Origin of the sequence: Actinoplanes missouriensis 431, assembly GCF_000284295.1 — a bacterium.
GTDB lineage: Bacteria > Actinomycetota > Actinomycetes > Mycobacteriales > Micromonosporaceae > Actinoplanes > Actinoplanes missouriensis.
In genome coordinates, this window is the sequence record NC_017093.1 from 766,115 (window position 1) to 778,624 (window position 12,510).

10 protein-coding genes are annotated in these 12,510 nt (G+C 69.7%); 6 read left to right on the top strand and 4 right to left on the bottom strand.

Translation table 11 applies throughout. The annotated features are described in order from the left end of the window. Positions 1-45 precede the first annotated feature (45 nt). Complete coding sequence (locus AMIS_RS03645) at positions 46-1,518, top strand: cell division protein PerM (protein ID WP_014440835.1); 1,473 nt, start codon at positions 46-48, stop codon at positions 1,516-1,518. Positions 1,519-1,541: 23 nt separating this feature from the next. Here AMIS_RS03645 and AMIS_RS03650 read toward each other — a convergent pair whose 3' ends face one another. Then, a complete protein-coding gene (locus AMIS_RS03650; RefSeq protein WP_157434730.1) occupies positions 1,542-1,880 on the bottom strand; it encodes a hypothetical protein in 339 nt (112 codons plus the stop codon). A 114-nt stretch (positions 1,881-1,994) separates the two neighbouring features. Between AMIS_RS03650 and purN the strand changes: the two genes are divergently transcribed. Then, positions 1,995-2,612 carry a phosphoribosylglycinamide formyltransferase gene (purN, locus tag AMIS_RS03655; protein WP_014440837.1) on the top strand — a complete coding sequence of 206 codons (618 nt, stop codon included), beginning with the start codon at positions 1,995-1,997 and terminating at the stop codon, positions 2,610-2,612. After that, the gene (gene purH, locus AMIS_RS03660) at positions 2,609-4,174 is read left to right on the top strand and encodes a bifunctional phosphoribosylaminoimidazolecarboxamide formyltransferase/IMP cyclohydrolase (RefSeq protein ID WP_014440838.1); all 1,566 of its coding nucleotides are present in this window, start codon (positions 2,609-2,611) and stop codon (positions 4,172-4,174) included. The genes purN and purH overlap by 4 nt, the downstream gene beginning before the upstream one ends. Before the next feature lie 416 nt (positions 4,175-4,590). On the opposite strand, the gene AMIS_RS03665 is transcribed toward purH, so the two are convergent. Continuing rightward, a complete protein-coding gene (locus AMIS_RS03665; protein ID WP_014440839.1) occupies positions 4,591-5,499 on the bottom strand; it encodes a DUF559 domain-containing protein in 909 nt (302 codons plus the stop codon). Positions 5,500-5,620: 121 nt separating this feature from the next. On the opposite strand from AMIS_RS03665, the gene AMIS_RS03670 reads away from it, so the two are divergent. From AMIS_RS03670 to adhE, 3 genes are all read left to right on the top strand, one after another. Next, a complete protein-coding gene (locus AMIS_RS03670; protein WP_014440840.1) occupies positions 5,621-6,286 on the top strand; it encodes a hypothetical protein in 666 nt (221 codons plus the stop codon). Positions 6,287-6,456: 170 nt separating this feature from the next. Then, entirely contained in the window at positions 6,457-7,674 is a 1,218-nt protein-coding gene (locus tag AMIS_RS03675) for an NADP-dependent isocitrate dehydrogenase (protein ID WP_014440841.1), read from the top strand. A gap of 161 nt (positions 7,675-7,835) precedes the next feature. Next, complete coding sequence (adhE, locus tag AMIS_RS03680; protein ID WP_014440842.1) at positions 7,836-10,436, top strand: bifunctional acetaldehyde-CoA/alcohol dehydrogenase; 2,601 nt, start codon at positions 7,836-7,838, stop codon at positions 10,434-10,436. Between the two features lie 129 nt (positions 10,437-10,565). On the opposite strand, the gene galT is transcribed toward adhE, so the two are convergent. Both galT and AMIS_RS03690 read right to left on the bottom strand, forming a co-directional pair. Further along, positions 10,566-11,657 (bottom strand): galactose-1-phosphate uridylyltransferase, encoded by a 1,092-nt coding sequence (galT, locus tag AMIS_RS03685; RefSeq protein ID WP_014440843.1) that lies wholly within the window; start codon positions 11,655-11,657, stop codon positions 10,566-10,568. After that, positions 11,654-12,430 (bottom strand): DeoR/GlpR family DNA-binding transcription regulator, encoded by a 777-nt coding sequence (locus AMIS_RS03690; protein ID WP_041829538.1) that lies wholly within the window; start codon positions 12,428-12,430, stop codon positions 11,654-11,656. Before AMIS_RS03690 ends, galT begins: the two co-directional genes overlap by 4 nt. Between the last annotated feature and the right edge of the window lie 80 nt (positions 12,431-12,510).

The following is a 12,510-nucleotide window of genomic DNA, read 5'->3' on the forward strand; positions in this document are numbered from 1 at the left end:
GTCTCTGCATCGCCGGAACCGCCGCGACGTGAAAAAGTAGTCGCGATGCCCAGCACAACCGACCGGCCTGACGGCTCGGAGGACCCGTTCGCGGTCGCCGAGGCGCTGCAGTCTGTGGTGCGGGACACCGAGGAGACGCCGATCGACCGCGATCGCGCGGACACCCCCTCGGACAGCACCGCCTCGGAGAGCACCGCCCCGGCCGGTGCCGAACCGAGCAGCGCCGATCCGGCCAACCGGGACACCGTCGTGGTCGACGACGAGATGCTCGGGCGGCGGGACACCGTGCGCCTGCCCCACCAGCGCCGGCCCGGCGAGCCGGTGCGCCGGGCGCCGATGGCGGTGGCGGCCGGCTTCGCCACGCTCTGGGCCGCCCTGCTCAGCTATCTGCCGATCGCGGTGGTGATCGGTCTGGCCCGCACGCTGGAGGACTCCGGCGGACTGGGCGCCGCCGCGCACGCCGGTCTGGCCGCCTGGCTTCTCGGGCACGGTCTGCCGGTGGGTACCTCGATCGGCCCGCTCGCGGTCACGCCGCTGCTGCTCACCCTCCTGGTGATCTGGCGGCTCAACCGGGCCGGCCTGCATGTGACACGTGCGGTCGGGGCCCGGCGCAGCGGCTCGACGGCCACCGCGCTGGGTGTGGCGGGCGCTGTCGGTCTCCCGTACGCGCTGGTGGGTGCCCTGGCGGCGGTCGCGACCGATGGGCGCGGCACCCAGGTCTCCGCCGGTCTGGCCGCGGTGCACTTCTTCGTTCTCGGCGTCGCGGGCGCGCTGATCGGCTCGCTGCGGGGGACCGACGCGGTCTCGGTGCTCGCCCGCAGGATGCCGCCGGTTCTGCGGCACGGCGTCCGCGCCGGGCTGGTCGCCGCGTTCCTGATCCTCGGCGCCGGCGCGGTCGCCGGCGGCCTCTCGGTGGCGCTCGGCGGCGGGCAGGCGGCCGAGATGATCGCCGCCTACCAGACCGGTGTGGCCGGGCAGGCCGGCATCACGCTGATCAGCATCGGGTACGCGGTGAACGCCGCGATCTGGGCGGCCGCCTACCTGCTCGGGCCGGGATTCGCGCTCGGCGCCGGATCAGCGGTCAGCATCACCGAGGTCTCGGTCGGCCCGCTGCCGATGCTGCCGCTCGTGGCCGGACTGCCGGACGGCCCGATGGGCGCGACCGGGACCGCCCTGCTGCTCCTGCCGGTGATCGCCGGTGGCGTGGCCGGATGGCTGCTCACCCAGCGGCTGCGGCACGGGCGCGGCGGCGCGCTGCGGACCGGTCGCCGCGGCGGCGCGACGGCGGACGACCCGCCGTGGTCACTGCTCATCGGAGCGGGCGTGCTGGCCGGACCGGTCGCCGGGGTGGTGCTGGGTCTGATGGCGCGGCTCTCCGGTGGATCACTCGGGGCCGGAAAACTCTCCGAGATCGGGCCGGACCCGCTGCGGGTGGCGCTGATCGCCGCGATCGTCGCCGCGGCCTCGGTGGTGGCCGGCGCGGCGGCAGCCCGGGTGTTCGGGAACCGGAGTTCCTGAGCGTCGCACCCGGGCCGGTCGCGTCAGGGCTGGGAGTTCTCCTCGATCCACTGGTTCCAGTCGAAGTCGGACGGGAACGTCAGGGCGAGGATCGCGAAGGCGATGCTGAGCACCAGGCCCGCGATGCTGGTGGCGATGCCCGCGATCACGATGCCGCGGTTGTTCGCCAGGCCGGTGTCGACCTTCTTCTTGCCGAGAATGCTGAAGATCAGGCCGAGGACGCTGAGCACTCCGCCCACCGGCCAGCAGCAGGAGATCGGGATCGAGACGATGCCGAGGATCATCCCGGTCAGCCCGAGCCCGTTCTGCGGCTGAGCCGGAGGGCCGGCCGGCGGTCCGTAGGCCGGAGGGGGATATGCCACTCTCTTCACACTCCTTCTCCGCCACGATGGGCTGCGGCCGTCAGCCTAATGGATTCGATTCGATCTACGCTGCCCGTTGACGGGGCGTTCGTGCTGCGGCGATAGGGTGCACAGGTGACTGACCCCGCGCCCGCCCGCCTGGTCGTCCTCATCTCCGGATCGGGCAGCAACCTGCAGGCTCTTCTCGAAGCGACAAAGGACCCGGCGTACGGCGCCGAGGTGGTCGCCGTCGGCGCCGACCGGGACGGCATCGCCGGTCTCGATCATGCTGCCGCCGCCGGTGTGCCCACTTTCGTGGACTCGGTGAAGGCGTATCCCACCCGTGACGACTGGGACGCCGCCCTCGCCGCGCACGTCGCCGAGCACCGGCCCGACCTGGTCATCTCGGCCGGGTTCCTGAAGCTGGTCGGCAAGAAGTTCCTGGACGCGTTCGGCGATCGGTACATCAACACGCACAACGCGCTGCTGCCCGCGTTCCCCGGCATCCACGGCCCGCGGGAGGCGCTCGCGTACGGCGTCAAAATCGCCGGCGCGACGCTCTTCTTCGTCGACGCCGGCGTCGACACCGGGCCGATCATCGCCCAGGTCAGCGTCCCCGTGCTCGACGGCGACACGGAGGAGACGCTCACCGAGCGGATCAAGGTGGCCGAGCGGGCGCAGCTGGTGGAGTACGTCGGCCGGCTGGTCCGCCAGGGCTGGACCATCGAGGACAGAAAGGTACGGATTCCGTGACCACCTCTTCAGGCGAGGGTCGTCGTCCGATCAAGCGGGCGCTGCTGAGCGTCTGGTACAAGGACGGCATCGTCGAGCTGGCCCAGGCGCTGCACGCCGCCGGCGTGGAGATCGTCTCGACCGGTTCGACCGCGTCGACCGTGGAGAAGGCCGGCGTGCCGGTGACCCGGGTGGAGCAGATCACCGGCTTCCCCGAGATCCTGAGCGACCGGGTGAAGACGCTCCACCCGAAGGTGCACGGCGGTCTCCTCGCCGACATGCGCCTTCCCGAGCACGTCAGTGAGCTCGCCGAGCACGGCATCGAGGCGTTCGATCTGCTGGTCAGCAACCTCTACCCGTTCACCGAGACGGTCGCGTCCGGTGCGAGTGAGGAGGAGTGCATCGCGAAGATCGACATTGGCGGGCCGGCGATGGTTCGGGCGGCTGCCAAGAACCATGCATCCGTTGCGGTGGTGACGGCGGTTTCCGCGTACCCGATGGTGCTGGAAGCTCTGAAGGACGGCGGTTTCTCGCTGACGCAGCGCAAGCTGCTCGCTGCTCGCGCTTTCGCGGACATCGCCGAGTACGACGTGGCGGTGGCGAACTGGACCGCGTCGGCGCTCGTGGGCGGCGATTTCGCGGAGTTCAGCGGGCTGGCGCTGCGGCGTTCCTCGGTTCTGCGGTACGGCGAGAACCCGCACCAGCAGGCCGCGCTCTACCTCGACCCGAACGCGCCGGCCGGGCTCGCGCAGGCTACGCAGCTGCACGGCAAGGAGATGTCCTACAACAACTACGTCGACGCGGATGCCGCGTGGCGCAGCGCCAATGACTTCGACGCGCCCTGTGTCGCGATCATCAAGCACGCGAACCCGTGCGGGATCGCGATCGGCGCCGACGTGGCGGAGGCGCACCGGAAGGCGCACGCGTGTGACCCGGTGTCGGCCTTCGGTGGCGTTGTCGCAGTAAATCGCGAAGTTTCGGTCGAGCTGGCGCAGCAACTCTCCGAGATCTTCACCGAGGTGATCGTGGCGCCGTCGTTTGCGCCCGCCGCCCTCGACCTCTTCCGCGAGAAGAAGAACCTGCGGGTGCTCGTGGCGCCGGCCTGGAACCCGCCCGCCACGGAGATCAAGCAGGTCGGTGGCGGTGTGCTCGTGCAGGCCGCCGACCGGATCGACGCGGACGGCGACGACCCGGCGAACTGGACACTGGCGACAGGTACGCCGGTTTCCGACGAGGTCATGGCGGATCTGGCGTTCGCGTGGCGGGCGATCCGGAGCGTCAAGAGCAACGCGATCCTGCTGGCGTCCGGTGGTGCGACCGTCGGCGTCGGGATGGGCCAGGTCAACCGGGTCGACTCGGCCCGGCTCGCGGTGTCGCGTGCCGGGGAGGAGCGGGCCGCGGGCAGTGTGGCGGCTTCGGACGCGTTCTTCCCGTTCCCGGACGGGCTTGAGGTGCTGATCGCGGCTGGGGTGCGGGCCGTGGTGCAGCCGGGCGGGTCGATCCGGGACAATCTGGTCATCGAGGCGGCGGAGAAGGCCGGGATCGCGGTCTACCTGACGGGCACACGCCACTTCTTCCACTGACGTGGTGCGGTCGCGGGGTGCGGCACGGTGGTCGTCCGGGCGGCTGGGGTCGGCCGGGGTGGCTGGTTCGGTTGGGCTCAGTTGGCTCAGTTGGGCTCGGCGGGTGGAGGCTCAGCCGTCGCTCAGGCAGGTTTGGGGTCCTTTGATCATGCTTGAACTACGGCTCGGTGGGCCGAGCCGTAGTTCAGGCTGGTTATTCGTGCTTGATCACAAGGTTGGGCTACGGCCGAGGTGTGCGGGCCGTAGCTGAGGCCGGTGACCGGTGCTTGATTACATGGCTGTGCTACGGCTGGCGGGTCCGAGACCTGCGCGGGCTACGGCTCGCCTGCCCGGGGACCTGCGTGGGCTACGGCTCGCGTGGGGGCGGAACCGCTGCGGCCCCGCCCTCACGATCGGCCCCGGCCACGGCCTCACGATCAGCCCCGGCCCCGCAACGGCTCCAACTCCGCCAGCGCCGCCGTCACCAGCCGCACCGTCTTCAACCGCTGGCGCAACACGTCCTCAGCCGTGAACCGCAGCACCGTCCACCCCGCCATCCGCAGCGCGTTGAGCCGCTCCACATCTCGGCGGAACTGCTCCGCCGAGCGGTGCTGATCACCGTCGTACTCCACCGCGAGCCGCACCTCGGGCCAGGCCAGGTCGACCCGTCCGACCAGCCAGCCGGACGCCTGGCGTACCTCGAACTGCACGGCCCCCGGCGGAACCCCGGCATCGACGAGCAGAAGCCGCAGGCAGGTCTCCATCGGTGATTCGCTGCGGGCGTCGGCCAACGCCAGCAGGGCCCCGAGCCGGGACGTTCCCGGCCAGTTCACGCGTCTGCTGATCATCCGGCGGAGGGCGTCCGGGTCGAGTAGATGACGGTGCAGCAGGGCGTCGAGCACCACGAGCGCATCGGCTCGGCCGGCCCGCCGTCCGACGTCGAAGGCGGTTCGTTCCACGGTGGTGAGCGCCAGGCCGTGGTGTGTGGTGACGTCGCCGGGCCGGAGGCTGGTGTAGTGGACCGCGATACGTGGGTCCCGGCGCAGCCTGATGGCGCGCGGCGCGGCGACATGCACGGGCGTGGTGTGCGCCGGTGTCACGGCGCCCCACAGGCTGGCGGCGCTCGGTCCGCCGATCACGGCGCCGGCCGGGATCGTCAGCGTCGCCGCCGCGCACCAGTCCCGATGGTCGAGTTGGTGATCGCGGTGCACGTACACGTCGGGGAAGATCCGTGACCAGGACGGACCGGCGAGCATTCCGCGGGTGAGCAGGCCGGAGTCGACGGCTGCCGAGCCGCGGAAGGCGCGGCCGGCGAGTTCGGGTGGGGTGTGGGGGTGGCGGGGCACCGGGTGAGGATGGCGCGTGTGGGCTTGATCGTGTCCGGGGCTGGGGACGAAGGTTGACAGAGCGGCTACCGTCGATCTTGTCAGGTGGGCGCCGTAGCCGGCCCGGGTGGGAGGAGTGGCGATGAGCTTCGATCTCTATGTGTGGCACGAGCCGGCTCCGATCAGCGCGGACATCGCCGAGGCGAAGATCCGCCGGTGGCCCGAGGACGAGCTGATGTTCGCGCCGCACGAGGCGGTGGCGGCGTTGCGCGCGGAGCTGCTGCGACGGTTTCCGGCGGATGGTCCGGACAGTGTGTGGAGTGTGCTGCCGGAGGAGTCGGACGCGGTGCTGGCGCTCTCCTGCGTGTGGTCGCGGGCCGGCGAGTTCGGCGAGGCGGTGCGTGGTCTCGCGGCCCAGCACGGTCTGGTCTGCTACGAGCCGCAGAGCCGGCTGCTGGACCCGAACGCCCCCGGCTATCGTGCCGATTTCACTTTGACGTCGGCGGAGTGGCCGATGGTCCACGATCCCGCGGAGGCCGATCTGGAGCGGGTGGTGCGCGGTCTCGGCAGTGACAACTTCTACGCGTTGCTGGAGCGGTCGGACGGCCATTTCGCGCAGGTCGGCTTCGGTGCGAGCGCCGGCGCCGCCGCAGGGACCTATGTGCTGGAGCACCGGGCCGGCCGGGACGGCGATCATGTCCGCGCGGAGACTCCGGATGTCACCGAGGCGGTCCGGTTCCTCCGGGAGTTCCGGGCCGGCGACGAGACGTGGCGCAGGCGCCACACCTGGCGGTTGCTCAGCTTGTGAAAAGTTCAAGCCCGATTTGGTACGGGCTGAGCTGTCCCGGAATCGCTTATCGCCCCGCCCGGATCGCCGAGCCTGAGATGGTAGAGGTGCGGGGCCGCCCGGTGATGGTCGGCGGGCGGGCAGTACGCTCGTACTGCTAAGCATGTGTTTCGGGAGAGGAGCGCCGGCCGATGGCGAAAATCAAGGTCAAGAACCCGGTCGTGGAGATCGACGGCGACGAGATGACCCGGATCATCTGGAAGCAGATCCGTGAGCAACTGGTCCTGCCGTACCTCGACGTGAACCTCGAGTACTACGACCTTTCGATCCAGTACCGCGACGAGACCGACGACCAGGTGACGATCGACGCGGCCAACGCCATCAAGCAGCACGGTGTCGGCGTCAAGTGCGCGACGATCACGCCGGATGAGGCGCGGGTCGAGGAGTTCGGCCTGAAGAAGATGTGGCGGTCGCCGAACGGCACGATCCGCAACATCCTCGGCGGCGTCGTCTTCCGTGAGCCGATCATCATGAGCAACGTGCCGCGTCTGGTACCGAGCTGGACGAAGCCGATCATCATCGGCCGTCACGCGCACGGCGACCAGTACAAGGCGACCGACTTCGTGGCGCCCAGCGCGGGCAAGATGACCGTCACGTTCACCCCGGCCGACGGTTCGGCGCCGATGGAGTTCGTGGTGTCGGACTTCCCGGCCGGCGGCGTCGGCATGGCGATGTACAACTACGACGAGTCGATCCGCGACTTCGCGCGCGCCTCGTTCCGGTACGGCCTGGCCCGCAACTACCCGGTCTACCTCTCCACCAAGAACACGATCCTGAAGGCGTACGACGGCCGGTTCAAGGACCTGTTCGCGGAGATCTTCGAGACCGAGTTCGCCGACCAGTTCAAGGCGGCCGGCCTCACCTACGAGCACCGGCTGATCGACGACATGGTCGCCGCCGCGCTCAAGTGGGAGGGCGGCTACGTCTGGGCCTGCAAGAACTACGACGGTGACGTGCAGTCCGACACCGTGGCCCAGGGCTTCGGCTCGCTCGGCCTGATGACCTCGGTGCTGATGACCCCGGACGGCAAGACCGTCGAGGCGGAGGCCGCGCACGGCACTGTCACCCGGCACTACCGGCAGTGGCAGAAGGGCGAGAAGACCTCGACGAACCCGATCGCGTCGATCTTCGCCTGGACCGGTGGCCTCAAGCACCGCGGCAAGCTGGACGGCGCCCCCGAGGTGACCCAGTTCGCCGAGACGCTGGAGAGGGTCTGCATCGAGACCGTCGAGGGCGGTCAGATGACCAAGGACCTGGCGCTGCTGATCGCGAAGGACGCGCCGTGGCTCTCCACGGACGAGTTCATGAACGCGCTCGACGAGAACCTGGCGCGCAAGCTCGCGGCGTGAGCAAGCGAGCAAGCGAGCAACTGAGTAACTGAGCAGGTAAGCAAGTAAGCACGTAAGCACGAACGAAAGGCCCGCCGGCACATGCCGGCGGGCCTTTCGGCACTCCGGAGCGGAAGCACAACGGCGAACGATGAAGGGAGACGAGCGGAGAGGAGCGGATCGTGGGCGAGCGGGAGGCGATGATCGACCTGCTGGTGCGGGACGCGGAGAAGGCTTTGGCCGATTACGCGGACTTCACCCAGGAGCAGGTCGACCACATCGTCGGCAAGGCTTCGGTGGCGGCGCTCGACAAGCACGGTGATCTCGCCGCGCTGGCGGTCGAGGAGACCGGCCGGGGCGTGTTCGAGGACAAGGCCGTCAAGAACATCTTCGCCTGTGAGCACGTCACGAACAGCATGGCGGGGATGAAGACGGTCGGCGTGATCCACCGCGACGACGTCGACGGGATCACCGAGATCGCCGACCCGGTGGGCGTGGTCTGCGCGGTCACCCCGGTCACCAACCCGACGTCCACCACGATCTTCAAGGCGCTGCTGGCGTTGAAGACCCGCAATCCGATCGTCTTCGCGTTCCACCCGAGCGCGCAGCGGTGCAGCGCCGAGGCGGCCCGGGTGGTCCGGGACGCGGCGGTGGCGGCGGGCGCTCCGGCGCACTGCATCCAGTGGGTCGAGCAGCCGTCGATCCAGGCCACGGCCGCGCTGATGAACCACCCGGGTGTCGCGACGATCCTGGCGACCGGCGGGAACGGGATGGTCCGGGCGGCGTACTCGACAGGCAAGCCCGCGCTCGGCGTCGGCGCCGGAAACGTTCCCGCCTACGTCCACCCGACCGCTGACGTGGTCCGCGCGGTGCACGACATCGTGCTCTCGAAGACGTTCGACAACGGCATGATCTGCGCGTCCGAGCAGGCGGTCATCCTGGATCGGGGGATCGCGGAGCAGGCCCTCAGGGAATTCAAACGACTGCACGCGTACGTGGTGAGCGCCGACGAGAAGACGCTCCTGCAGAACTACATCTTCCCGCCCGACGGCGAGGGCACCGACTGCGTCGGCGAGAAGCTCAACGCCGCGGTGGTGGGCCAGTCGCCGGTGTGGATCGCCGAGCAGGCCGGGTTCACCGTGCCTGCGGACACCTCGATCCTGCTGGCCGAGATCGGCGAGGTCGGTCCGGGTGAGCCGCTGAGCCGGGAGAAGCTCTGCCCGGTGCTCGCGATGCTCACGGCGGACGACGAGGAGCAGGGCATCCGGTACGCCGAGCAGATGGTCGAGTTCCACGGTCTCGGGCACAGCGCTGTCGTGCACGGCCGGGACGCCGCGCTCGCCGAGCGGTTCGGCAAGCGGATGAAGGCGGTCCGGATCATCTGGAACGCGCCGGCCTCGCAGGGCGGCATCGGCGACATCTACAACGGCTTCCGCCCGTCGCTGACGCTCGGCTGCGGCAGCTACGGGCACACCTCGGTCTCCGACAACGTGTCCGCCCTCAACCTGCTCAACATCAAACGAATCGGCCGCAGGACGAACAACATGCAGTGGTTCAAGGTGCCGGCGAAGATGTACTTCGAGCCGCACGCCATCCGGTACTTCCGGGACATGCCGGAGGTCGCCCGGGTCACCATCGTCACCGACCACACGATGACCAAGCTCGGTTACGTGGACCGGATCAGCGCCGTGCTGCGGGAGCGGCCGGAGCCGGTGACGATCCAGGTCATCGACAGCGTCGAGCCGGAACCGAGCATCGACACCGTGCAGCGCGGCGCCGCCCTGATGCGCTCGTTCCGCCCGGACACGATCATCGCGCTCGGCGGCGGCTCACCGATGGACGCGGCGAAGGTGATGTGGCTGCTCTACGAGCACCCGGACATCGACTTCGGCGACATGAAGGAGAAGTTCTTCGACGTACGGAAGCGGGCCTTCAAGTTCCCGGCCCTGGGCGCGCTCGCGAAGCTGGTCTGCGTGCCGACCACGTCCGGCACCGGCGCCGAGGTGACGCCGTTCGCGGTCATCACCGACACCGAGACCGGGCAGAAGTACCCGCTCGCCGACTACGCGCTCACCCCGAGCGTGGCGATCATCGACCCGCACCTGACGATGGATCTGCCGCCGGTGGTGACCGCGGACTCGGGCTTCGACGCGCTCACCCACGCGACCGAGGCGTACGTGTCGGTCTACGCCAGCGACTTCACCGACGGCCTGGCGCTGCACGCGATCAAGCTGATCTTCGGGAACCTGGAGCAGGCGGTGCGGCACGGCGACACCGATCCGGTGGCCCGGGAGAAGATGCACAACGCCGGGACGATCGCCGGCATGTCGTTCGGCAACGCGTTCCTCGGCATCGTGCACGCCATGGCGCACACGCTGGGCGCCACCTTCCACGTGGCGCACGGGCGGACCAACGCGATCCTGCTGCCGCACGTGATCCGGCACAACGGCACCGTGCCGTCGAAGCTGAACAGCTGGCCGAAGTACGAGCGGTACGTCGCGCCGGAACGGTTCCAGGACATCGCCCGTCACCTGGGCCTGCCCGCGGACACCCCGGAGCAGGGCGTCGAGTCGTACGCCCGGGCGGTGGAGCGCCTGCGCGACGCCGTCGGGATCCCGCCGTCGTTCCAGGGCGCCGGCGTCAACGAGCAGGAGTTCCTCGCCGCCCTCCCGCAGCAGGCGATGAACGCCTACCTGGACCAGTGCGCGCCCGCGAACCCGCGGATGCCGATGCTCGAGGACCTCAGGAGGATCATGGAGGACGCTTATTACGGTACGAAGTAACCCGTCAGGCCGAACGAGCCGCGTCCCCGAGAGGGTGGCGCGGCTCGTTCGCGTCAAACGTGCGGTAAGCCCAACCGAAGTCCGTCGGCGCAAAGAGGCGCAGCGCCGGCGAGCCGGAGGCGACGCCGATCAAGCACGTTCGCGGAGCATCTGTGCGGCGTTCTCCGGGACCACATCGTTGACGAAGGCGCCCATCGCGGACTCGGAGCCGGCCAGGAACTTCAGCTTGTCGGCCGCCCGCCGGATGCTGAACAGCTGCAGGTGCAGGTAGCCCAGCTCACGACCCTCGCCGACGACCGCCTGGTGCCACGCCGAGATGTACGGCATCGGCTTGCCGAAGAGGCCGTCGAAGCGCTTCAGCACGTCCAGGTAGAGCGGCCCGAAGGCGTCGCGCTCGGCGTCGCTGAGGCCGGGCAGGTCGAGGACCTGCCGGTGCGGGGCCAGGTGCACCTCGAACGGCCAGCGGGCCGCCGCCGGCACGTAGGCAGTCCAGTGCTCGTTGGACGCGATGACCCGTACCTTCGCGGTCTGCTCGGCGGCCAGGACGTCCGCGTAGAGAATGCCCCCACCGGTCTGCGAAGCGTGCCGCGCAGCGGCGCGGAGCATGGCAGCGGTGCGCGGCGGCACGGTCGGGTAGGCGTAGATCTGACCGTGCGGGTGGTGCAGGGTCACGCCGATCTCGACGCCCCGGTTCTCGAACGGGAAGACCTGCGCGACGCCGGGCATCGCGGAGATCTCGGTGGTCCGGTCGGCGAGCGCGTCGATCACGGTCCGCACCCGGGACGGCGGCAGGGCGCCGAACGAGCTGTTGTGGTCGCTGGTGAAGCAGACCACCTCGCAGCGGCCCAGACCTGGCTTGACCGGCACCAGGTCGGTCAGCGAGGTGATCTCGTCGGGAACGATCCGGTCGCTGAACGACGGGAACTGGTTCTCGAAGACCGCCACGTCGTAGCTCGGCGCCGGGATCTCGCTGGCGAAGTGTGCGTTCGTCGGGCAGAGCGGGCAGGCGTCCGACGGCGGCAGGAAGGTCCGGGTGTTGCGGTGCGCGGCGATCGCGATCCACTCGTCGACGAGCGGGTCGTAACGCAGCTGGGAGGCGGGCGGGGGCGGCGGCAGGTGCCGGGTGTCGGGGTACGACGCGCGGCCGCTGTCCGGCTCCTCGTCGTAATAGAACAGGTCCCGGCCATCGGAGAGCTGGATGGACGAGCGTATCGGTGTCACTGGGGGTTCACCACCACGAGTTCAGGAACGGTTTCCGAAAGGAGGGCTCGCGCGTCCTCGTCCAGACCGGAATCGGTGATCAGGACGTCGGCGCGTTCGAGGGGGACGATCGAGGAGATGCCCACGGTGCCCCACTTGGTGTGGTCGGCGAGCACGACGAGGCGCTCGGACGCCTCGACGAGCGCCCGGTCCGCGTCGGCTTCCATGAGGTTGGGCGTGGTGTACCCGGCGCGCTCGCTCATCCCGTGCACGCCGAGGAAGAGCAGGTCCAGGTGCAGTGACGCGATGGCCGCCACGGCGACCGGTCCGACAAGAGCATCAGACGGGGTACGGGTACCGCCGGTCAGCACGACTGTCTGGTCCGGCCGGCCGGCCCGGTAGAAGACGTCGGCGACCGGGATCGAGTTCGTCACGACGGTCAGCGACGGGACGTCGACCAGGCGCTGGGCCAGCTCCGCCGTGGTCGTCCCGGCCGAGAGGGCGATCGCGTCACCGGGCGAGACCAGGGCGGCGGCCCGCATCGCGATAGCGGTCTTCTCGCCGCGCTGGCGCACCGATTTGGCGGCGAATCCAGGCTCGTGCGCCGAACCCGGGCTGACGGTGGTCGCTCCGCCGTGTACTTTCGCCAGCAAACCGCGGTCGGCGAGGGCCTCCAGGTCACGGCGGATCGTCATGTCGGAGACGCCGTACTCCGTGGCGAGCTCGCTGACCCGGACTCCACCGGTGGCGCGCACCCGGTCGAGGATCGCGGACTGACGCTGTTGAGCGAGCATCAGCAGCGCACCTTCAGCGGTGACCGCACTAATTCGAACACACTCGAACACTACCGCGTGATCGGCTCAGTGCGAAAGGG

Coding starts and splice junctions, on each gene's coding strand:
- AMIS_RS03645 (WP_014440835.1), top strand. CDS start 46: ATGCCCAGCACAACCGACCGGCCTGACGGCTCGGAGGACCCGTTCGCG.
- AMIS_RS03670 (WP_014440840.1), top strand. CDS start 5,621: ATGAGCTTCGATCTCTATGTGTGGCACGAGCCGGCTCCGATCAGCGCG.
- AMIS_RS03675 (WP_014440841.1), top strand. CDS start 6,457: ATGGCGAAAATCAAGGTCAAGAACCCGGTCGTGGAGATCGACGGCGAC.
- AMIS_RS03690 (WP_041829538.1), bottom strand. CDS start 12,430: ATGCTCGCTCAACAGCGTCAGTCCGCGATCCTCGACCGGGTGCGCGCC.